Origin of the sequence: Niveibacterium terrae (assembly GCF_048213115.1) — a bacterium.
Lineage (GTDB): Bacteria > Pseudomonadota > Gammaproteobacteria > Burkholderiales > Rhodocyclaceae > Niveibacterium > Niveibacterium terrae.
This window is the reverse complement of record NZ_CP172404.1, coordinates 3,936,553-3,956,794: the sequence shown is the minus strand read 5'-3', so window position 1 is coordinate 3,956,794 and position 20,242 is coordinate 3,936,553. Positions and strand designations below refer to the sequence as shown.

The 20,242-nt window shown below is 64.5% G+C and carries 10 protein-coding genes; 8 read left to right on the top strand and 2 right to left on the bottom strand.

Annotated elements, in window-relative coordinates; translation table 11 throughout:
• Positions 1–46: 46 nt before the first annotated feature.
• The 4 genes from ACHFB9_RS18060 (at position 47) to ACHFB9_RS18045 (ending at position 8,230) form a co-directional block, all read left to right on the top strand.
• Positions 47–436: a DeoR family transcriptional regulator gene (locus ACHFB9_RS18060; RefSeq protein WP_417068907.1), complete on the top strand. Its 390-nt coding sequence runs from the start codon at positions 47–49 to the stop codon at positions 434–436.
• 61 nt (positions 437–497) lie between these two features.
• Complete coding sequence (uvrA, locus tag ACHFB9_RS18055) at positions 498–6,164, top strand: excinuclease ABC subunit UvrA (RefSeq protein ID WP_417068906.1); 5,667 nt, start codon at positions 498–500, stop codon at positions 6,162–6,164.
• Positions 6,165–6,274: 110 nt separating this feature from the next.
• Positions 6,275–7,618 carry a type II toxin-antitoxin system HipA family toxin YjjJ gene (yjjJ, locus tag ACHFB9_RS18050; protein WP_417068905.1) on the top strand — a complete coding sequence of 448 codons (1,344 nt, stop codon included), beginning with the start codon at positions 6,275–6,277 and terminating at the stop codon, positions 7,616–7,618.
• A 27-nt stretch (positions 7,619–7,645) separates the two neighbouring features.
• On the top strand, positions 7,646–8,230 hold the full coding sequence (locus ACHFB9_RS18045; RefSeq protein ID WP_417068904.1) for a GNAT family N-acetyltransferase: 585 nt from the start codon (positions 7,646–7,648) through the stop codon (positions 8,228–8,230).
• Positions 8,231–8,245: 15 nt separating this feature from the next.
• Here ACHFB9_RS18045 and ACHFB9_RS18040 read toward each other — a convergent pair whose 3' ends face one another.
• Both ACHFB9_RS18040 and ACHFB9_RS18035 read right to left on the bottom strand, forming a co-directional pair.
• Positions 8,246–12,130, bottom strand: a complete 3,885-nt coding sequence (locus ACHFB9_RS18040) for a kelch repeat-containing protein (RefSeq protein WP_417068903.1) — start codon at positions 12,128–12,130, stop codon at positions 8,246–8,248.
• A gap of 277 nt (positions 12,131–12,407) precedes the next feature.
• Positions 12,408–14,030: a TonB C-terminal domain-containing protein gene (locus tag ACHFB9_RS18035; protein ID WP_417068902.1), complete on the bottom strand. Its 1,623-nt coding sequence runs from the start codon at positions 14,028–14,030 to the stop codon at positions 12,408–12,410.
• A 314-nt stretch (positions 14,031–14,344) separates the two neighbouring features.
• Here ACHFB9_RS18035 and ACHFB9_RS18030 point away from each other — a divergent pair, with 314 nt between their 5' ends.
• The 4 genes from ACHFB9_RS18030 to ACHFB9_RS18015 all read left to right on the top strand — a co-directional run bounded on the left by ACHFB9_RS18030 (position 14,345) and on the right by ACHFB9_RS18015 (position 20,218).
• Positions 14,345–15,403 (top strand): hypothetical protein, encoded by a 1,059-nt coding sequence (locus ACHFB9_RS18030; RefSeq protein ID WP_417068901.1) that lies wholly within the window; start codon positions 14,345–14,347, stop codon positions 15,401–15,403.
• Positions 15,404–15,461: 58 nt separating this feature from the next.
• Positions 15,462–18,797, top strand: a complete 3,336-nt coding sequence (locus tag ACHFB9_RS18025; protein ID WP_417068900.1) for an AAA family ATPase — start codon at positions 15,462–15,464, stop codon at positions 18,795–18,797.
• Between the two features lie 306 nt (positions 18,798–19,103).
• Positions 19,104–19,406, top strand: a complete 303-nt coding sequence (locus tag ACHFB9_RS18020) for an FHA domain-containing protein (protein WP_417068899.1) — start codon at positions 19,104–19,106, stop codon at positions 19,404–19,406.
• Complete coding sequence (locus tag ACHFB9_RS18015; RefSeq protein ID WP_417068898.1) at positions 19,403–20,218, top strand: PP2C family protein-serine/threonine phosphatase; 816 nt, start codon at positions 19,403–19,405, stop codon at positions 20,216–20,218. Before ACHFB9_RS18020 ends, ACHFB9_RS18015 begins: the two co-directional genes overlap by 4 nt.
• Positions 20,219–20,242: the final 24 nt, after the last annotated feature.

The following is a 20,242-nucleotide window of genomic DNA, read 5'->3' as shown; positions in this document are numbered from 1 at the left end:
TATCGCGCCAACCCGGTCGATTCAGCCCTTCAGCTTGACGCCGGGGATGTGCGACCTGACCATCGATGTAATTACATGCTCAAGCTCAGCGCTAGCCCTCATCGATTCCTTTCTTGCCCATATCGAGTGCAAACGCCGCGAGTTCTACGAGCTGATGCAGTGGCTGGACGCGACAGGAATCCAGAATCAGTTGAACTTCCGGCAGGGACAGCTTCTAAGAAAGGCGATCCGTCACCCTGGGCGGGCATTCATGGTCAAGGAAGTTGCCAATGACTTCGACGTGACCGAAAACACCGCGCGTGCCGACCTGAAGAAGCTCGCGAAGCTGAAGATGCTCGCCGAAGTCCAGGAAGGAAAGACGGCTCTTTTCCTGGCCCGCGCCGACATCGCCGAGAAGCCGGGAGGGCCTGCGCAAGCGGGAGTTCCGCGCGGCTGAACGCGGGACTGAACTTATATACAGTGGTATGCTGCCGCTCTGGCACTGTCAGGCAATCAAGATGACCCGTCCCGATTCAAAATCGACGATACAGATCCGCGGCGCGCGGCAGAACAACCTGAAGAACCTCGACCTGAATCTGCCCACCGGCGAGCTGATCGTCGTGACCGGGCCATCCGGTTCGGGCAAGAGTTCGCTGGTCTTCGATACCTTGTATGCGGAGGGGCAGAGGCGCTACGTCGAGACCTTTTCGCCCTATGCGCGGCAGTTCCTCGACCGGATGGACAAGCCCCAGGTCGACCGGATAGACGGCGTGCCGCCGGCGATCGCGATCGACCAGACCAACCCGGTCCGCACTTCGCGCTCGACGGTCGGTACGATGACCGAGCTGAACGATCACCTGAAGCTGCTCTTCGCGCGCTGCGGCCACCTGCACTGCCGCCAGTGCGGCCAGCCGGTGCGCCGCGACACGCCGGAGACGATCGCCGCGGCGATCGCGGCGCGCAGCGCGAGCGGGGATCCCCGCCTCGCGATCGTCGCGCCGGTCGCGATCCCGGCCAACTTTGGCGTCGACGAGATCCGCGCAGCGCTCGAAGCCCAGGGTTATGCGCGGATGCAGGCGATCGGCGAGAAGACGATGGCGGTCGTCGTCGACCGCTTCCGCTTTTCAAACGCCGAAGCCTCGCGCGTCAACGAGGCGCTCGAAGCGGCGCTGAGGCTCGCGAACGGGAAGCTTGAGGTCCACGTCGGCGGGGAGATCCTGGAACCCTCCGAGCGTGAAGGAGTCTGGAAGTTTTCGTCCGGTCTGCACTGCGCTGACTGCGACATCGCCTATGCGGAACCGACTCCTGCCCATTTCTCGTTCAACAGCCCGGTCGGCGCCTGCGAAGCCTGTCGCGGCTTCGGCCGGGTGATCGGCATCGATGCCGGACTGATCATCCCCGACGAGGGCAAGTCGCTGAAGGACGGCGCGATCAAGCCCTGGCAGACCGAGAGCTTCAAGGAATGCCAGATCGACCTCGCGAAGTTCGCGAAGAAGCGCGGCGTCGCGATGGACATCGCCTGGCGCGATCTGCCCGAGGAAGACCGGCGTTGGGTCTTCGAGGGCGACGAGGGCTGGGTGAACTGGGACAAGTCCTGGCCGGGCAAGTGGTATGGCGTGCGCCACTTTTTCGACTGGCTGGAAACCAAGGCCTACAAGATGCACATCCGCGTGCTGCTGTCGCGCTATCGGGCCTACACGCCCTGCACGACCTGCGGTGGCGCGCGGCTAAAGACCGAATCGCTGCTCTGGCGGGTCGGCTCAAAGGACGAAGCCGATCGGGCTCTGACTCCGAATCTTCAGCGTTTCCGCCCGCGCGGAGTCTCCATCCGCCCGGAGGCTTTCAACGCTCTGCCCGGCCTCTGCCTGCACGACGTGATGCAGCTGCCGATCGCCCGCGCGAAGGCCTTCTTTGACACGCTCGAACTGCCCGGTCTGCAGACTCAGGCGACCGAGCAGCTGCTCGGCGAGATCCGCGGTCGTCTGCGCTACCTCTGCGAAGTGGGCCTCGCCTACCTGACGCTGGACCGGCAGAGCCGCACCCTATCCGGCGGCGAAGTGCAGCGGATCAATTTGACGACCGCTCTGGGTACTTCGCTGGTCAATACGCTGTTCGTGCTCGACGAACCGTCGATCGGCCTGCACCCGCGCGACATGGAGCGGATCAACGCGGTGATGCGCCGGCTGCGCGACGCCGGCAACTCGCTGGTCGTCGTCGAACACGATCCGGCCGTGATGTTCGCGGCCGACCACATCCTCGACATCGGTCCGGGTCCCGGCAAACAGGGCGGAAATATCGTGTTCTGGGGCACGCCGGACGAGTTGCGCGCCCGCTCCGACACGCTGACCGCCCAGTATCTGGGTGGTCAGCGCCGCGTCGATGCGGGCCTCGTGCCGCGACCCGTCGCCGAATGGACGCCGCGCTTGAGCCTCGTCGGTGCGCGGGCGAACAACCTGCGCGGCGATGCGCTCTCGCTGCCCCAGCACCGCCTCGTCGTCGTGACCGGAGTGTCCGGCTCGGGCAAATCGACGCTGATCCAGGATGTGCTTTATCCCGCGCTGCAGAAGCACTTTGGTCAGGCGAGCGAAGCGCCGGGCGAGTTCGAGGCGCTGGCTGGCGTCGGCGAGATCACCGGCGTCGTCATGGTCGACCAGACCCAGATCGGCAAGACGACCCGCTCGAACCCGGCCAGCTATGTCGGCGCCTTCGATGCGATCCGCAAGCGCTTCGCGGCGCTGCCCGAAGCCGCACAGCGCGGCTATTCGGCCGGCACTTTCTCGTTCAATGCCGGCGACGGCCGCTGTCCGACCTGCGGCGGCAACGGCTTCGAGCACGTCGAGATGCAGTTCCTGTCCGACGTCTATATCCGCTGCCCGGACTGTGACGGCCGCCGCTTCCGCGCCGAAGTGCTGGAAGTGAGGCTCGGTGGCAAATCGATCGCCGATGTGCTGGAGATGACGGTCGCCGAGGCGCTGGAGTTCTTCGCCGATCAGGGCGAGCTCGTCCGGGCGCTGCAGCCGCTGGTCGATGTCGGCCTCGACTACCTGACCCTGGGCCAGCCGGTTCCGACCCTGTCGGGCGGCGAAGCCCAACGTCTGAAGCTCGCCGGTCACCTGGCCCAGACCGCCGAGGCCTTGCACCGGAAGGGAACGAAGAAAAAGACCGTTCTCAATGATCACCTGCTCTTTCTGTTCGACGAGCCGACCACCGGCCTGCACTTCGACGACGTCGCGAAGCTGCTCCGCGCGCTCTCGAAACTCGTCGACGCCGGCCATTCGGTGCTCGTGATCGAGCACAACCTCGACGTGATCGCCGCCGCCGATTGGGTCATCGACCTGGGTCCCGAAGGCGGGGACGAAGGCGGATCTATCGTCTTTGAAGGCACGCCGGCGACTTTGCGTGAGTCGAGCACCCATACCGGAGTGGCGCTCGCCGACTACCTCGCCCGCCTTGCCGAGCCCGCCATCAGGCGTATCGAAAGCTACGCGGCGGCCAACGACGGCGAAGCGCTGCTCGCCGCCGAGCCTTCTCACCGCTATCTGCCGGCCCGGCGCGATGCGATCGGCGTCGTTCGGGCGCGCGAGCACAATCTGAAGAATCTGTCGGTCGAAATCCCGCACCACCGCTTCACGGTCGTCACCGGCGTGTCCGGCTCGGGAAAATCGACGCTCGCCTTCGACATCGTCTTCAACGAAGGTCAGCGCCGCTATCTCGAATCGCTGAATGCCTACGCGCGGCAGTTCGTCCAGCCGGCCGCGAAGCCCGATGTCGATGCGGTGCTGGGTATTCCGCCGACCGTCGCGATCGAGCAGCGGACCAGCCGGGGCGGACGCAAGAGCACGGTCGGCACGCTGACCGAAATCCACCACTTCCTGCGCCTGATGTTCGTGAAGCTGGGCACCCAGCACTGTCCGGACTGCGGCGCCGCGATCGAACCTCAATCGATGGACGCGATCGCCGCCCGTCTGCTGCGCGACTACAAGGGGCGCGAAGTCACGCTGGCCGCGCCGCTGGTGATGAACCGCAAAGGCCTCTACACCGATCTTGCGAAGTGGGCGGCCGGTAAGGCTTATCCACAGCTCAGGGTCGACGGCGAGCTGCTGCCGACCAAGCCCTGGCCGCGCCTCGATCGCTTCAAGGAACATGTGATCGAGCTGCCGGTCGCGACGCTGAAAATCGCGGCGCGCAGCGAGGCCGAGTTGCGCGAAGCACTCGCGAAGGCGCTGGAGTTCGGCAAAGGGGTTCTGCATCTGCTCGCTGGCGGCGACACGGTGGTCTTTTCGACCAAACGTGCCTGCCCCGCCTGCGGCACCAGCTTCCCCGAGCTCGATCCGCGGTTGTTCTCGTACAACTCGAAGCACGGCTGGTGTCCCGACTGCATGGGCACTGGCCACACACTGCCCAAGTGGTTGCGCGATGCGCTGCGCGACCCCGATGGCGACGCGACCGCGGCCGAGTTCACCGGCCTGCACTACGAAGGCGACGCCGAGGACGAAGCACCCGAGGAGGTCTGCGCGTGCTGCGCCGGCGCACGGCTGAACCCGACTGCGCTGGCGGTTCGCTATCGCGAGCAGAGCATCGCCGACTATGCGCATTTGTCGGTCGCCGGCCTCGCCGACTGGGTGGGCTCGCTGAAGCTCGCCGGGCGCGAAGCCGAGATCGGCCGCGACATCGTCGCCGAGCTCAAGTCCCGCCTCGCTTTCCTGAAAGACGTGGGCCTTGGCTACCTCGCGCTGGACCGCGCTGCGCCGACGCTCTCAGGCGGGGAGGCGCAGCGGATCCGGCTCGCCGCCCAGCTCGGCACGAACCTGCGTGGAGTCTGTTATGTGCTCGACGAACCGTCGATCGGCCTTCACCCGCGCGACAACAGCCTTCTGCTCGACACGCTGCACGCGCTCGAGGAGAAGGGCAACACGGTTGTCGTCGTCGAACACGACGAGGAGACGATCCGCCGCGCCGATCACGTGATCGACATCGGCCCCGGCGCCGGAACCCGGGGCGGGGCCATCGTTGCCGAAGGCCGGGTCGAGGATTTGATCGCGACCGAAGCCTCGGTGACCGGCCGTACCCTGAGATCGCCCCTCGTCCACCCGGTCCATCCGCCGCGCGCGCTTGAGGCGGACACGCCGATGATTTCGGTCGAAGGCGCTTCGCTGCACAATCTGAAGGACGTCTCCACCGGGATCCCGCTGGGGCGGCTGATCGTCGTGACCGGCGTGTCGGGCTCGGGCAAATCGACTCTGGCCCGCGATGTGCTGCACGCGAACCTGCGCCGCCTGGTCAACGCCGAGTCGCCGGTCGGGCGCAAGAAGGGCGCGAAGCCACAGCTTCACGGCTGTTCCTCTATCCGCGGCTGGGAGGCGGTCGGCCGCGTGCTCGAAGTCGACCAGACGCCGATCGGCAAGACTCCGCGCTCCTGCCCGGCCACCTACATCGGCTTCTGGGACGCGATCCGCAAGCTCTATGCGGATTCGGAGACTTCAAGGCTGCGCGGTTGGGCGCCGGGCCGCTTCTCGTTCAACACCTCCGGTGGCCGCTGCGATGCCTGCGACGGTCAGGGCATGAAGACCGTCGAGATGAGCTTCCTGCCCGACGTCAAAGTCCTCTGCGACGTCTGCAATGGCGCCCGCTTCAACACCGAGACGCTGACCGCGACCTGGCAGGGCAGGAGCATCGCCGACGTGCTGGCGATGGAGGTCGACGACGCGGTCGAATTCTTCGCGGCCCACCCGGCCATCGCCCACCCGCTCAAGCTCTTGCAGGATGTCGGCCTCGGCTACCTGACCCTGGGCCAGCCCTCGCCGACGCTGTCGGGGGGCGAGGCGCAGCGGATCAAGCTCGTCACCGAACTTGTGAAAGTAAAGACCGACCCCGCCGCGCGAGCACGCGCCCGGACTCCGCACACGCTCTACGTGCTCGACGAACCGACCGTGGGCCTGCACATGGCCGACGTCGAGAAGCTGATCGTCGTGCTGCATCGGCTCGTCGACGCTGGCAACACGGTGCTGGTGATCGAGCACGACCTCGACGTGATGGCCGAGGCCGATTGGATCGTGGACCTCGGCCCCGAAGGCGGAGACGCCGGTGGCGAGATCGTCTTCGCGGGGCCTGTGGATAAGTGCGTCAAGGCGAAGACCCACACCGGGCGAGCCCTGAAAGCCTTCCTCGCCGCAAGGGCGAGCTGACCTGGCGGGCGCGCACGAGGACGTGCGCGCCCGCCAGGCAAAGCTAGTGGCCTTAAGTACACCTGCCTGATAGTATCTATTCATTATCCATTCACAAATTCATTCAAGTCATGTCTTCGAACGCGGAGCGGATTCGCGATCAGCTCGCGGAAGGCCCCCGGACTTCTCGCCAACTCATTGAAAAATTGGACATAAGTCAGCCAAGCCTGTCGCGCGCGATGGCCGAGCTGGGGGAGTCCGTCCTTCGCCTGGGCGCGGCGCGATCCATTCAGTACGCGCTGCGCGATACTCTGCGCGGCCTGCCCGAGATGCCGGTGCATCGCGTCGATGCGGAAGGTCGGCTCGGTCTGCTCGGCACGCTGATCCCGGTGCGGCCCGAGGGCTTCGTGATGCGGCAGGCCGATGGACGAAGCCTGTACAGCGAAGGCCTGCCCTGGTGGCTGGCCGACATGCGCCCCGCCGGCTATCTCGGTCGCGCCTATGTGGCCCGCCACGGTGCCGCGCTGGGCTTGCCGGCGCGCCTCGGGGACTGGTCCGATACCGATACCCTGCGCGCGCTGTTGGCCCACGCGTTCGACCTCCCCGGCAACCTGCTGCTGGGCGAGCACGCCCGTGAACTGTTTCTCGCCAGCCCCGCGCCCAGCCTCATCAGCGAAGCCGACAAGCTCAGGGTATATCCACAGCTGGCCAGTGAAGCCGCCCTGGGCGAGCGCCCCGGTTCGTCGGCGGGCGGCGAGCAACCGAAGTTCACCGCGTATGCGGCGACGGAGCTTGGCGCGCGGCATGTGCTTGTCAAATTCAGCGAAGCGGAAGACAGCCCGGTCAGCGAGCGCTGGCGAGACCTGCTCCAGGTCGAGCATTTGGCGCTCGAGACCCTGCGCGAAGCCGGTATCCCGGCGGCTCGCACCCGCTTGATCGATACCGCGGGTCAGCGCTTCCTCGAAGTCGAGCGTTTCGACCGCGTCGGCGAGAGCGGGCGCCACGCGCTGCACTCGCTCGCGATGCTCGACGCCGAGTTCGTCGGCGCCGCCACCGGAATCTGGCCGGAGATCACGCGCCGCCTCGCTGAGGAGCGCATCGTCAGGCAGGAAGCCGTCGCTGGTTCGGCGCTGCTGTGGGCCTTCGGCAGCCTGATCGGCAATACCGACATGCACAAGGGCAACCTGTCCTTCCTCTCGGATGACGGCCGGCCTTATGCGCTCGCGCCCGCCTATGACATGACCGCGATGGCCTTCGCGCCGAGGAGCGGCGGCGGGCTGCCGGAAACCTTGTCAGAGCCGAGCCTGCGCAGCGACATTGCCAGCGATACCTGGCGGCAAGCTGAAGCATTGGCGCTCACCCTCCTCGCCCGCCTGAAAACCACACCCGGCTTCAGCCCGCGTTTTGCCCCTTGCCTCGCCGCGCTGGACGCGCATCTGGCCCTGGCGACAGAGCGGATCGCGCGGCTGGGGTAAAGACTTCCCTCATGGAGCGCAGCACCGATGCCCGCCCCCCTCCTTGCTACTCCCCCCGGTCAGCTCATCTGCTTGGATCATGGGCACGTCGATGAACTTCAGGCCTTGCTGGCCGCGAACGTGGCTTACTACCTCCTGGCCACCGGCGCTCCGGCGACGGAAGGCGAGGCGCTGCGCGAGATGGATTCCCGCCCGCCGGATACGATGCCTTATGAAGCAGTCTGGAAGCTGGGCTGGCGGGGCGAGGACGGGCGCCTGCTGGGGTTTGCGCAGGTGATCGCCGGGCTGCTGGCGCCCCTGGTTTGGCACATCGGATTTTTTCTGGTCAGACCCGACTGCCAGCACCAGGGCGTCGGCCGTGCTTTCCATTCCGCGCTGCTCGACTGGATGCGCGCCCAAGGGGCGCGCTGGATCCGCCTCGGCGTCATCGTTGGCAATGCCCGTGGTGAAGACTTCTGGCAGCGCTGCGGCTACCGCGAAGCCCGCCGCCGTGAGAACGTGACGATGGGCCGCCTCAAGCACACGATCCGCACGCTGGTCCTGCTCCCCGAAGGCGATAGCCTCGCCGAATACCTGCGCCAAGTCCCGCGCGACCATCCCGGTTCGGACTGAGGCGGGGCTTCCCCCTCACTGCCCGCAGCGCTCCGATTTGATCGTCTCGATCCGGACGACGCGGGTCTGCGCGCCATTCATTTCGGTCAGCGTGAAGTGGCCCTCGCCTTCGTCCGAGATCGGGTTGATGTCGGGCTCGAAGGGATTGGTGGTGTCGTGCCAGATCATCTTGCCGCCTTTGACTTCCCAGCTTCCCCGATAAGCTCTTTCTCCCATCACCGGGTCGGCCTCGATCAGATAGCTGCCGTCGTCCTTCAGCGAGATCCGGTGGGCGCGGTTGGGGCCGTTCAGCGACCACAGGCCCACGAAGCGACAGGGGATGTTCTTGCCGATCCCGGTGCGCTCCTTGAGCCAATCGAGCACAGAGGGCCGTCTGCCCTGTTTCGCCTGCGCCGCTTCGCCACTGGCATTCGTCTTGGCATGCCGCGCCGGGGTGATCAGCAAGGACGTCACGATCGCCGCGGCGCCCAGCAAGAAGAGGCCGCGCAGCGCCCAGCGTGAGCCCGGGGATTCGCGCGTGCTGCGTTCGGGCGGGCGCGACTCGGGCGCCAGTCGGCGGGCCAGTCTTTCCGCCTGCCAGACGCGGCTGCGCTGCCGCCAGACCAGAAAGCCGACCAGCAGCAGCGCGAGCAGAGCCGGGTAAGCGTACTTCCTCAATCCGCTCAGGACCTGCTTGTTCAGCGGCTCACCCAGCGGTGTCGCTGATGGCTTCGCCACGGCAGGAGCGCCCTGGTCCCATTCGGGTTGCATCAGAAACGCATCGCCGGGCTCGGGTGCGAAGCCCTGGCAACCCGCTTTGCGGTGGAAAAGCTCCCGGCCCACGCCGGCCATCACGACCGTGCCGTCTTTGAGCAGCGCCATCCGGCTGCCCGCATCCACTCCGAAGCCGGGGTCGGCCAGAGGCTGGACCTTGCCGGTGTGCCAGTTGAACAGGCGCAGCGGCGACGGGGACAGCGCGCAAGCGTCCGGCAGGAAGAACGCGTCCCTGCCCAGGCCACGGAGCCGCGGCAGCACATAGGCCCACTGGTGATGCGCGTCGTCCCACAGCGCATCGATAGTGCGGCGGTTGGAATAGCGGGCATGGGCGTCCGCCATCGCGCTGGCGTCGACCCAGCGCCCCGCCCCTTCGTCGTAGACCCGGCCGTAATAGCCCTTATCGGAGGCGGCGGGCGCGCCGAAACGCCAGTTTTCGGTGTTGAGCTCGAATTTCATCTTCGCCCAACTGCTGCTGCCATCCTGGAAAACGAAGGCCTCATTGGGGCGCGACAGGACGGCCGCGCGGCCGTCGGCGAGCGGGCGCAGCGCGGACTCGTTGCTGTCGGTCGGATGGGTCAGCGTGCCGCAGAAAGTCCAACTATTGTCCTGGGGCTGCCAGATTTCGCAGACGGTCTCGGTGCCACTGAGCACCCCCAGGTGCAGCACGCGCCCGGAGGGAAGCTGCATCGCCTGACCGGAGCTGTAGAGCCGGACCAGCGATCCGGCTTGGGACCAGGTGTCGCTCTTCGGATCCCACAGGTAGGCGGAGTATGGCGAATCGATGCCGAAGCCGGCCCGTCCCAGCGCCATCAGGCGCCCGTCGGCGAGCGGTGCCAGCGCGGGTGGGGTGCGCCAGTTCGGCTCGCTGTGCGGGTCGAACAGGGCTTCCCAGCGCCGGCTCTCCGGGTGATAGCGTGCGACATGGGGTGGGCGGGAATCGAAGGACAGCAGCTTGCCCGACGCCAGCTGGAGCGGCTGGGGATAGAGGCCCTGAACCTGATTGGTTTTGTCCCAGGCGCTCGCGCCGGGGGGCAGCCGGGAGCGCCGCGAGACCAGGGTGCCGTCGGGCAGTTCGAGCAGGCTCTGGCTCTCGTCGCTTCCGAGCGGAGGCAGTCGGCTCCACTGCCCTGTCGTGGCGTTCCAGAGCTGGACTGCATGCGTTTGCTCGGGCTGATTGACGTCGAGCGCCGAGTAATCGGCCAGCACGACATTGCCGTTTTTCAGCACCAGCGTCCTGGGCTGCTGGTAGAAGCCTTCGAGCGGTGCCTCGAGTTTCGTCACCGCGTTGCTGCGGCTGGACCAGAGCTGTGCGCCGCCGCCGCCCGCGAAGAGGACGCTGGCGTCCGGCCGGATCGCGATGCCGGCGCCCGGGCGCGGCGTCACCGGAACCGTTTTTTCCTGCACCAAGCCCGTCTTCGGATCCCAGGACCAGGCACGGAAGCGTGGCGGCACGGGGTCTGCGTCGGAGAGTTCGCGCGACGCGACGAAGAGCACGGTTCCGTCGCTGAGCTTGCCCATCTCTATCCGTTCCTGCCAGTCGAAGCGGATGCTGCCGATCAGGCTCCAGCTCCCGCTGGTCGGATTCCAGCGCTCGGGCGAGCTGCCCGCGGGATGGCCGGTATCGTCGGGCGAGCGGACCCATCCGCCCGCCACGAGGACCGAACCGTCGTCGAGAACGAGGCTGGAGTGCGAGTGCCTGGCCTGGTGCATCCGCCCGGTCAGCGAGAAGCTGTCGCGCACCGGGTCATAGACTTCGGCTTTGTCGAGGAAGGCATCATCATCCAAACCGCCCGAGATCAGAACGCGTCCGTCGGGCAAGGCGCTGACCGCAAAGCGCCGGTACTCGCCATGAAGCATTTTGCTGTTAGGCGCGTCCTTGAGCGGTGTCCAGCGCAGGATCCAGGACGGACCGAAAACGCGCGCGCTGCCATCGGGAAGCGCCAGCAGGTTGACGCGATGGGCGCGCTCATCGCCGTATTGCACCCCCCGCATCCCTGCCGGGCGCCATTCTCCGCTTGCCTTGTCCCACAGCATCGCGGTGCGCACGGCTTCGGCCTTGGGCCGGCCGCCTCCGGCGACCAGTACGTTGCCGTTGCTCAAGCGGATCGCGGTGTGTTCGTAGAGCGGCTGGAGCAGCGGCCGGCCCGGCGACCAACGGGCCGTCGCGCTCTGAAAGATCTCGACCGAGCCGAGCGATGCGCCATTCCTATCCTTGCCGCCGGCGATCATCACGCGGCCATCTTCGAGCAGCGTTGCGCTGTGCCCGAAGCGGGCCGTGTGCAGAGGCGGCATCTGCCGCCACGCGGAGCGCACCGGATCCCAGAGCTCGACCGAGTCGATCGCCCTGCCCTGCGCATCGAAGCCTCCCACCACGAGCAGCGAGCCGTCCGCCAGCGGCGTCGCCGTGTGCGCGGCCCGGGCGTGGTGGAGTGGCGGCAGCGATTCGACCCTGCCCTCGTGGTAACGCTCGACAGCATCGAGGACCGGCTCGACGCCGTCGGCCACGCCTTCGGGGTCGCTTTCGCCGCCGACGATCAGGACGCTGTTGTCCTTGAGCAGGTTGGCCGTGTGGAAGATCCGGCTCGTCGCCAGCGAAGGCGCCGGCAGCCAGCTTCGGCTCGCGCCGTCCCACAGCGACAGCGCGGTGTGCGGATGGTGGGGTTCATGGTCGTCGAGCATTCGGGCACGGTCGCAGAGTCCTCCTGCCACCAATACCTTGCCGTCCGGCAGCGCCGTCGTCGTCGCCAGCAGGCTGTTGTGCGGGCACTCGGGCGGCCGTGCCACCTTCGCCCAGGCGCGCCGCGCGGGATCCCAGAGCTTGGGCTCGGCGAGCACGTAACGGGACGCCCCGGATTCGAGGCGGTGGCGGATCGCCGGTGGTTTTCCGCTTTCTGGCAGGAAGGACTCGGAGTTGACGCCGTAGAAGAACAGCTTGCCATCGGGCAGCGCCGCCACGCTCTGGTTGCCGGAATCTTGCGGATAAGCGCCGAGATAAGCGAATTTACCCGCCACCCCGGCTTGGTCGGGGGCAAGTCCGACCGGAGGGAGCGGAGCCTCCGCGCTGCCGCTGGCCAGCACGCAAGCGGAAACGATGAACAGCGCGGAAAGAAGGCTCGCTCGGGTATTCCGGAGCATCTGGCGCATGGGGGCAGTCCTCTTGAGGGGATGTCGGCAGGCTCAGGCTTGGCAATCCACCCATTTTGGGTGGCCTGTTTGGCTTGCACCAGGCTCGCCGGTTCTGTTGAAGCCGATTTTGCGGGCGTCTTCCTGTCGGAGGCAATTCTCCGCGCCCAGGCGGCCGAGCGCTTGATGCCGAACAATATATTGCCCCCCACAAATTTGCCGACGATGGACGGAACAATTTTCGGTCGGGACTGGAAAAACGAGCGCTACCGAGCTCTGCCTGAGCGACGCGGGGCTCTCAGTACAGCCGCACCGCGCTGTCGAACTGCCAGGTCCGGCGGATCTCGATCACGTCGTACTGGCGGGACAGCCCGGGCGGAAAAGCCGGATAGGGAGCGTGGCTGAGCACGATGCGGCGTATCGCTTCGTCGATGTCCGCGACGCCGCTGGAGATGACGAAATTGATCGACTCCACCGAACCGTCGCTGCGCAGCGCGACGGTCACCATCGGGTGGGTGTGCGGCTGCTTCGCGATCTTGCTGACCGTCTCGACCGGCGTGTTGAGCTGGATTCGCCGCGCCCAAGCTTCGGCGTACTCGACGAGTTCGATATTGGGGTCGCTGCGCCCCCATAGCCGGACGCGGCGCGCGGTGCTCAGGCTCAGGGGCAGTCTCGCGCGTGCGGCCTCCTCGTCGAGCTGGCGGCCCATGGCCTGCCTTCGCGCGATGCGCCGCTCGTCCTCTTCCCGCTCCTCCCTTTTCAGAGCTTCGAGTTTAGCCGCAGCCAGACGCGCGGTTTCGCGGCGTTCGGCTTCAAGTTTTTCTACATCGAGTCTGGCCGCGGTCTGACGGGCTTCCTCCCGCTTCTGAGCTTCGAGTTTTGCTGCGGCCGAGCGGGCGGCTTCGCGGCGTTCGGCGGCGAGCCGATCCGCTTCAGCGCGGGCTGCGGCGAGTCTTGCTTGCTGCCTTTGTGCTTCGAGTTTCGCTGTAGCCAGAGCTTCGGTTTCGCGGCGCTCCGCTTCCCGTCGTGCCGCCTCGGCCTGGGCGGCAGCCTGAAGGGCCTCCTCCCGCTTCTGTTCAGCGAGCTTCGCGCTGGCCAGTCGTGCGGTTTCGCGGCGCTCGGCCTCGACCGCCTTGGCACGGAGTGCGCTCAGTCGTTCGGCTTCGACTCTTTCGGCCTCACGCCGTGCTGCTTCGACACGGGTTGCGGCAAGCCGTGCCTCCTCCTGCCTTTGCGCTTCGCGCCTGGCTTCGGCCAGACGAGCGATCTCGATGCGCTCTGCTTCCAATCGCGCGGCTTCGGCCCGAATCGTGGCTTGGCGGGCTTCCTCCCGCTTCTGCTCTTCGAGCCTTGCTGTGGCTTGCCGTGCGGCTTCGCGGCGCTCAGCTTCGATCCGCTCGGCTTCAAGCTGCTGGGCTTGCTGTTGCCGCGCGAGCTTGTCGTCTTCCTCGACGACGATCTCCATTTGCTCGGCTTCGGCGCGGCGGGCTTCGGCTTCATTGCGCGGCTGCAGCGTCTTGGTCTGCCCGGCACGCGGCGCGATCGTGGTCGGCGGAGGGGGCGGAACGAGAAACGCGGGTTCTTCGGCGCGCTCCAGCGCGATCACCGCGACCTGTGTAATCGGCGCCGGTGCGGGGACGGCCTCGCCGCTCATCGCCCCGTCAGCGGGGGGCGCGGCGGGTTCAAGATTCGTCCGTGTCTGCGGCGCCGGGGGCGAGCCAATGCCTGCACTCGGGGCTGCCGCCGCGCTGCGCATCAGCATCACCCGCAGATCGGGCGCCAGCGCCCAGCGCTTCTGCCACGGAAAGGCGAAGCCGGGCAGCCCGATTCCCTGGCCTGCGAAGATGAGGCTCAGCAGCAGCGCGTGAAGCTGCAGCGAGAGCAGGATCGCAAAAGTCAGCCGTCCGCGTTCGGCATTCATCGGTCGGGTCCGCGTGACCTGGAGTGGCAAGCGACCCATAGTGCCAAAACTCTTTCAGGCCCGGAGTGCGGGATTGCGCAGAACGATCGCGAAATTTGCAAAAATTGACTGCCACTACTCTGGCGCATTCCTCCTAATCATGTGCGGCCCACTTTTACCTTGATGTACATGAAGCAGCGGTTTCACCAGTCCTTCTGGGGGGGGCCTGAGTGCCCCTTCCGAGTGAAATCTGCACGGAGTAAACCCTCTCTTAGTACTCTCCGAATCGGTGAAAAGTGCTGATAGACTGTAGGCGTCAATCAGCTTGGTGGTCCATGTGGCTGACCAGTTTCCAGGGCTCTGCTGCTGAATACCGCTTATTCGAGATAACGATGAGTTCTCTGCCACAGCCCTCAGGGCAGATCGCCCCGGCTCCCTCGTCCAGCCAAAGTCTGCAGCACGACCAGACTTCCGGGGCAGTTGTTCAGGCCGATCCAGAAATTCAATTGCACTGCCCTTTTTGTCAGGCTTCCTGCGAAACGGGGGCGCGGTTCTGCATTGAATGTGGCCAAGCGCTCGACGACGCCTGTCCCTGCTGTGGTCATCCCGCCGAGGGCTGTGACTTCTGCCAGGCCTGTGGCCACTGGTTGCTCAATGGACAATGCCGTTTCTGCTATGCCCCGCTTCCGGATGAGGCACAGTTTTGCGAGGAATGCGGTTGCAACCAACAGGGTCTTGTCTGCTCTCACTGCGGGACAAAGAACTTTTTCGATTTCTGTTCCTGCTGTGGCCTGCCCCTGTCCGAACGAGCCCAGGCGGCAGTTCTCGCCGCGCCTTCCGATCCAGCTCTCACTTCAGGTCTGGCCGAGCTGCGCGAAACGCTCTCCGAGCTCGCCCGCCTAGAATCTGAAACGCCTCTGGCTGCTCCTATCCCGAAGGGGAGCCTCTTCTCGGCTGCAGCGCGCCTCGAGATGCGTGAAGCTGTGCAAGCTCTTGTTCGGCGGGAGAGTTTGGCTCGCCAGGCAGAGCAGGCTTCGTCCGAAGCTGAACGGATGGCTGCGCGCAAAGCGGTCGAGGCGCAGCGGCAAGAGATTGCTGAACAGACTGCGCGGGCTGCAAGCCAGACGGCAATTCAGTCGCAGCGCCTCAGTTTGAGTGCACGCTTGAAGGCGGCGCGCGAGCGTGTTCGGGCGATTGCAGAGAAGTCGCGCGACCGCCGTTTTCCGGATGCACAATCCGCGCGCTGCGCGCTGATGCGCGAACGGCACCAACTTGCGGCCGAGGGCCACGCTCCAACCCATTGGCGCTGCCATGCCTTCGATGTCGTACACGATAACCCGAATGAATGTGGCCGTCCCCAGGACGGAGGCGAGTGGTTGTTCGAAGACAGCTAGGCGAACTTGTTGAATTGCTGCTGTACGGCCCTGACCTGAACGCGAAATAGTAGAGATCATGAGCTCATGCACCGCCTGCCATGCCGATAATCGCGATATCGCCCGTTTTTGTAAGCGCTGCGGTAAAGCGCTGGAAGCCCCCAAGGCAGATACCCTGCTGGGAGGTTTGGTGGGCCTGGACTCGATTCGCAAGGTTCTTCTCGAGTTTGAGCAGACCATTGAGGGGATGCGTCTCGCAGGATTGCAGCCCTGCCTTCCCTTTTCGACCTTGATCATTGGCGATTCTGGGACGGCCAAGTCGAGGTTGGGCGCGTTGATCGCTCAGGTCTTCGCTTCCCTGAACCTGACGAAGCAGGCCGCCCCGGTCATTGTCAATGCGCTGCAGGCGGACGAGCTTGAATCCAAGCGCCTGCAGTCGCAGATGGAAGCGGCCAAAGGGGGGGTCTTGCTGATCGACAATGCGCACAAGCTGGTCGACGATAAGGGGGACCCGCTGCCGCCCTTCAACCAGCTGATGCAACGCATTGAGTTGTCTCCCTGCGATCCGGTCGTAGTCTTTGCTGGACTGCCTTATGGGCTAAAGGAATTCGTCGATAAGGCGGAGCATCGCAATCTGGTGGGGCGCATCCAGAACGTCTTCCGGATTCCCGATTACGATCCTGAGATGCTGGCGCGGATTGCGATTGAACAGCTGTACCGGCACGGGTTTTCGCTCGATGACGAGATGCGCGAGCAGATCGTGATGCGGATGCGATGGCTGTACCGACGGATCAAGAGCGGCGATGTGAGCATACGGTCGATCAATGGTCGCCTCGCTCTCGATGAAGCCAAGGCCATCGAGAGCGCCTATTACCGCCGCCAAGTTACTGATCGTGTGTTGGTGCTGACCGACATCCAGGGGGAGGTGGAGCGGCGTAAGCCGATCGAGGAGATTCTCTCCGAGCTGAATGGATTCGTCGGTATGACCTCTTTGAAGCAGGAAGTGGTCATGCTTCACAAGGATATCGAGACTTCGCGTTTGCGCCAGAAACTAGGAATCGGTGGCGGCGATGATAGTCAGCATGCTTATCACTTCACGCTGACAGGCAATCCTGGTACGGGAAAGACGACAATTGCGCGGGTGCTCGGTGAGGTCTTCGAGGCTCTGGGCGTCCTGCCCTCCGGCCATGTCGTCGAGGTTGATCGGAGCAAGCTGGTCGGCGAGTGGCAGGGCCATACAGCCACCAAGGTCAACGCAGTCTGCGACCAGGCGATAGGGGGAATCCTCTTTGTCGATGAGGCCTATGCGCTCAAGCAGGGAAGCAATGACAGCTTTGGTCAGGAAGCGATTGACACGCTTTTGAAGCGCATGGAAGACGATCGCGGAAAGTATGTTGTGATCGCTGCTGGTTATCGCAACGAAATCCAGGAATTTCTGAACAGCAATCCCGGATTGCAATCTCGTTTTCAGCGCGCATTCCACCTCAACGACTACACTCCGACCGAACTGACAGAGATTCTGGAGAAACTCGCCGAGAAGGAGAAACTTTGTTTGAGGGCAGGTGCTCACGAGCAGGTGCTGGCCTTTTTCGAGGATCGCTGTGCTCGCAAGACGAAAGACTTCGCGAATGGTCGTGAAGCGCGCAATCTGCTGGCCCGGATCAAACGAGCCCAAGCTGAACGTTTGCGTCAGAGCGAAGGTCTGCCTGATATGGCTTCGCTGACCACTCTGGAGGCCGCCGATGTGCCTGGCGTGCGCACGGGTAGTGGAGAGTCGCTCGATCTGATCATGGCCGAACTTGACGCAATGATTGGTCTGGGCAATGTCAAGGAGGCGGTGCGCGATCTGCAGGCAAGCCTGCAGCGCGGCAGGGCGCTCAAGCTGAGCAAGCCGCTTGCTCAGCACTTCCTGTTCACCGGCAATCCCGGGACGGGGAAAACCACTGTGGCCCGGGTTCTTGCCCGAGTTTTTCACGCGCTCGGTATGTTGCCCACGGATAAGCTCGTTGAGGTCGACCGCAGCAATCTGGTTGGCCAGTACCAGGGGGATACCGCGAAGCTGACTGCGCGAGTCTGCGATGATGCGCTGGGTGGGGTTCTCTTCATCGACGAGGCCTATGCGCTAAAGAAGGATGGGCAGGACAGCTTTGGTCAGGAAGCGATCGACACCTTGCTCAAGCGGATGGAGGACGACCGCGGTAAGTTTGTCGTGATCGCGGCGGGCTATACGAAAGAGATGCAGATCTTTCTCGACTCGAATTCGGGAATGCGCTCCCGCTTTACCGACATCATCGAGTTCCCCGACTACACGCCGGAAGAGATGTGGCGAATCTTTGCCGCTCTGGCTGTTGCCGACTCGGTGCATTTTAAGGATGATTTTTCTGCTGCGCTGCAGGCGTACTTCAAGGAACTTCATGCCCGTCGGCAACCGGGCTTTGCCAACGGGCGGACCGTGCGGCAGGCGTTTGAAAAGCTTTGCCGTGCGCAGAGCCGTCGAGTCCAGGAGCTGAATCTGAGCGGCGAGGAACTGCGTTCGGCGTTGCTCGAGTTGACCGTTGCCGATCTCGTCGCTATCGGGATGGTGCGAGCCGAGAGCGCGAGCAAGCAGGGAACTGCGCTTGCCGGACTCGACAAGCTGGTTGGCCTGAAGGGAGTCAAGGATGCCGTGCGTGAACTCGAAGCGTCCCTGCTGCGCGAGCGCGTGCTTGGTAGCAAGCGCCTGCTGGCCCGCCACTTCATCTTTACTGGCAACCCAGGTACCGGCAAGACTACCGTTGCGCGCATCCTGGCGGGGGTATTTCACGAACTGGGCTTGCTGCCCAGCGACCGCTTGATCGAGACAGACAGGGGGGCTCTTGTGGGTCAGTACGTCGGTCACACGGCTAGGCAAGTTCACGCGGTCTGCGACCAAGCCTTGGGTGGCGTCCTGTTCATCGATGAGGCTTATGCGCTCAAGCAGGGGCAAGGCGATAGTTTTGGCCAGGAAGCGATCGATACACTGCTCAAGAGGATGGAGGACGATCGGGGTCGGTTTGTCGTCATCGCCGCAGGCTATAACCGCGAGATGCAGAGCTTCCTGAATGCAAACTCGGGCCTGCGTTCTCGCTTTTCTGATTTCATCGATTTCGCCGACTACACGCCCGAGGAGATGCTCCAGATCTTCACCGGCATGCTTGCTGCCGACGGTCTGAGTCTGGCCGAGGAAGCATATCCCCTCCTTCGGTCTTATCTGAATGTTCTCTACGACGGACGCGACGAGCATTTTGCCAATGGGCGCAGTGTGCGTCAGGTCTTCGATCAGGTCTGTCGGGCCAGTGCGATGCGGGTTTCGGCTCTGGGCTTACAGGACGATGCGCTGAGGTTAGCGCTGCGCGAACTCACCCTCGCCGATGTCCAGGCCCTCCACGGCCTTTGATTGCCTGGCTCTCATACAAGAGAAAGCGAGTTCCCTACGATGCAATGTCCCGCCTGCAAAGCAGCGATTGATGATGACAGTTTCTTCTGCGACCAGTGTTGCATTGAGCTGCTGCGCTGTTCGCAGTGTGGCCGGATAGGAAAAGGCAAACGCTGTCCGCTCGATGGTGCCGCGATGCAGCCACTGAGTTCATCATCGGGAGCCGCCTTGGCTGCATCGGTGCTTCCCGCTGCTCCTGCATCAGGCCTTGCGTTCTCTGCAAACCCCGCCCCTGTAGCAGTGGAAGCCGCAGTTGCAGCGGTTCCGTTGGGCCGCATCCTGAGGCTCAGGAATCGCGAACTGGGTATCGATCTGGTTCCCTCGTCCGGCGACACTCTGGGCCGGCGCTTCGGACAGCATGTCGAAGTGTTGTCGCGTTTTGTCCAGATATCCAGCAGCCATCTGGAGCTGCGCTGCGACGCCCAGGGCAGCTGGTTTGCCAAGGATATGAATTCCTTCAACCACAGTTATTACAACGGTTGCATGCTGGTTGCCGGAGAGGAACAGAGGCTGGAGCAGGGGGCAACCCTCGCGCTTGCTGACATCGTGCTCGCGGTGGAGCTCGAATGATCGTCGATATCGATGCCCGCTGCGACATCGGCTGTGTGCGCCAGAACAATGAGGACATGGTCCTCGTTGCAGACCGCCTGCTACGCGATGCCGGAATCGGCGAGAGATTCGTCTTCGATCCGCCCGGCGAAAGGCTGGTCCTGGCCGTTGCCGATGGTATGGGCGGTGCTGCCGCTGGAGAATGGGCAAGTGAGTACGCCCTCACCCGACTCCGCGAAATACTCGGCAAAGCACCGGCAGATCTCGATGGCGATGAACTGCGCGAACTGATCGGGATCTGGGCCGAGCTCGTTCATGCCGAATTGCTTGCCGAGGGGGGGCGCAACTCCGAGCGCCTAGGAATGGGCACAACGGTCGTTGGGTTGTTGATTCGGCGCACCCAGGCTTGGCGTTTCCACGCTGGCGACAGCCGCCTCTACCGACTGCGCGGCGCTCTTCTCGAACGTCTGACCTGTGACCACTCTGCCCGCCAGACTCAAGGCGATGCCAGTCTTCCTGCCAATTTGTTGACCAATTCCCTAGGCGGCGGCAGGGAGAGTTGGCTCGAGGTCGCCGAAATAGAGGGCGGGGTTCTGGCTGGAGACCGTTTTCTGCTTTGCAGCGACGGGGTCCACGACCTCGTTGCCGACGATCGGCTCGCCGCGCTGCTGCTTGCCGATCGGGAGACCGCCTTGCGCTCGATCATCCAGCTTGCCAGGGATGCCGGTGGTTATGACAATATTTCCGCGCTGATCGCCGACATCGGGCGTTCAACCCCCTCTTCCACCGTGACGGCCGATACCGTTGATGGTTTTTACGATCCAGTCCTTTGACGACAGTCCTGCCATGAACAGCGA

Coding starts and splice junctions, on each gene's coding strand:
- uvrA (WP_417068906.1), top strand. CDS start 498: ATGACCCGTCCCGATTCAAAATCGACGATACAGATCCGCGGCGCGCGG.
- yjjJ (WP_417068905.1), top strand. CDS start 6,275: ATGTCTTCGAACGCGGAGCGGATTCGCGATCAGCTCGCGGAAGGCCCC.
- ACHFB9_RS18045 (WP_417068904.1), top strand. CDS start 7,646: ATGCCCGCCCCCCTCCTTGCTACTCCCCCCGGTCAGCTCATCTGCTTG.
- ACHFB9_RS18035 (WP_417068902.1), bottom strand. CDS start 14,030: ATGAATGCCGAACGCGGACGGCTGACTTTTGCGATCCTGCTCTCGCTG.
- ACHFB9_RS18040 (WP_417068903.1), bottom strand. CDS start 12,130: ATGCGCCAGATGCTCCGGAATACCCGAGCGAGCCTTCTTTCCGCGCTG.
- ACHFB9_RS18030 (WP_417068901.1), top strand. CDS start 14,345: ATGTGGCTGACCAGTTTCCAGGGCTCTGCTGCTGAATACCGCTTATTC.
- ACHFB9_RS18060 (WP_417068907.1), top strand. CDS start 47: ATGTGCGACCTGACCATCGATGTAATTACATGCTCAAGCTCAGCGCTA.
- ACHFB9_RS18015 (WP_417068898.1), top strand. CDS start 19,403: ATGATCGTCGATATCGATGCCCGCTGCGACATCGGCTGTGTGCGCCAG.
- ACHFB9_RS18025 (WP_417068900.1), top strand. CDS start 15,462: ATGAGCTCATGCACCGCCTGCCATGCCGATAATCGCGATATCGCCCGT.